Below are 1,843 nucleotides of genomic sequence, written 5' to 3'. Positions count from 1 at the left end.
TCAGCGGGAACGTGTGCCGCTGTACGGGCTACGAGCCGATCGTCACCGCCATCCTCGATGCCGCCGAGCGTCGGCGACGCCGCCTGGGCGACGCTGTGCCTCCCGACGCGGTGACCGACCCAGTGGCTGACACAGTAGCCGACAGGGGGACCCGCTGATGGCCCACATCAACGCGATCGACACCGAGTTCTTCAAGGACGAGCGCACGTCCGACTTCAACGTCATCGGGACGACCGTCCAGCGCTCCGACGCGCTCGGGCACGTGACCGGACGCACGGAGTTCTTCGAGGACAGGACCTTCCCGGACCTCGCGCACGTCAAGATCCACCGCTCCCCCCACCACCATGCGCTCATCGAGAGCGTCGACTGCTCCGAGACGCTCGAGGTCCCGGGTGTCCTGCGGGTCATCACCCACCAGGACGTGCCGGCGAACTGGTACACCGTGCTCCGGCTCATCGGGATCGAGCCCAACGACGAGCCGGTGCTGGCCGAGGACCGCGTGATCTACGCCGGCGAGCCGATCGTCGCCGTCGTCGCCGACTCCGAGAGCGCCGCCGTCGAGGGAGCCAGCAAGGTCCGGGTCTCCTACCGCGAGCTACCCGCCGTGCTCGACGTCGAAGAGGCGATGGCGCAGGACGCACCGGTGATCAAGAAGGCCGGGACGAACTACTTCGTCTACGAGGGCCACCACGCCCGTCGGATCCGCTTCGGGGACGTCGAGGAAGGGTTCGCCCAGGCCGACCACATCTTCGACTGGCGCTACAGCTCGGCGCCCATCGAGCACGCCGCGACCGAGACGACCGGGTGCGTGGTCGTCCCCCAGAGCGACGGCCGACTCCTCATCCACAGCAACACGCAGGCCGCCTTCTTCACCCTCGATAACACCGCCCTGATCCTCGACCGTCCGTTCACCGACCTCCAGGTCAAGGGCGGAACCGTCGGCGGCGGCTTCGGAGGCAAGGTGGACGTGATGGTCGAGCCGTTGGCCTGCCTCGCCGCGATGTTGACCAACCGGCCGGTCAAGTTCGTCTACACGCGTGAGGAGGAGATGCAGGTTTCCTCACCGCGGGCGGCCGAGCGTATCTACATCAAGGACGGCGTCATGGACGACGGTCGCATCGTCGCCCGCAAGATCATGCTCTACGTCGACTCGGGCGCATATTCCCGGCACACGCCGTACGGCACCACCAAGGCCGCCGCGCACCTGCCCGGCCCGTACACGATCCCCAACGTCTACGCCGACTGCCACTGCGTCTACACCAATCGCACGCCGTCGAGCGCCATGCGCGGCTTCGGTGTGACGATCGCCGACTTCGCCATCGAGTCCCAGATGGACCGGATCGCGCGGGCGCTCGACATGGATCCCCTGCAGCTGCGGTTGCGCAACGCCTATCGCGACGGGGAGTTGAAGGCGCACCGCAAGGTCGCCTCCGGCACCGCCCTTATCGAGGTCATTCAACGGGCCGCCGCTCTCGTGGGTCACGAGCTGCCCGCGGAGTACCTGGCCATGTCGTCGTCCACCCCGAGAGGAGCCTGATCATGACCATCTTGCGTGGACGCGGATACGCGTCGGTCAACTACCCCACGGGGATGAACCTGGGCGGTGACCCCTCCCAGGCACTGATCCACGCCACGACCATGGGCGGCTTCGTCATCAGCCTGTCCTCGGTCGACCTCGGCCAGGGGCTCAAGACCATCGCGGCACAGTGCGCCGCCGAGACCCTCGGCATGCCGATGGAGGACATCATCGTCGACACCGCCGACACCGACACCGGCCCGCACTGCATGGGCACGTTCGCCAGTCGCGGGACCCACCGCGTCGGCAACGCCGTCATCATGGCGG

General features: G+C 67.6%; 2 protein-coding genes. Both read left to right on the top strand.

Annotated elements, in window-relative coordinates:
• Positions 1-157: 157 nt before the first annotated feature.
• Positions 158-1,537 carry a xanthine dehydrogenase family protein molybdopterin-binding subunit gene (locus tag ELR45_RS27950; protein ID WP_129669252.1) on the top strand — a complete coding sequence of 460 codons (1,380 nt, stop codon included), beginning with the start codon at positions 158-160 and terminating at the stop codon, positions 1,535-1,537.
• Between the two features lie 2 nt (positions 1,538-1,539).
• Positions 1,540-1,843 (top strand): molybdopterin cofactor-binding domain-containing protein (locus tag ELR45_RS42200; RefSeq protein WP_205857400.1); only part of this gene is annotated, 304 nt, incomplete at its 3' end.

It is taken from the genome of Phytoactinopolyspora endophytica (assembly GCF_004138495.1).
GTDB lineage: Bacteria > Actinomycetota > Actinomycetes > Jiangellales > Jiangellaceae > Phytoactinopolyspora > Phytoactinopolyspora endophytica.
This window is presented reverse-complemented; position numbering and strand designations above follow the sequence as displayed.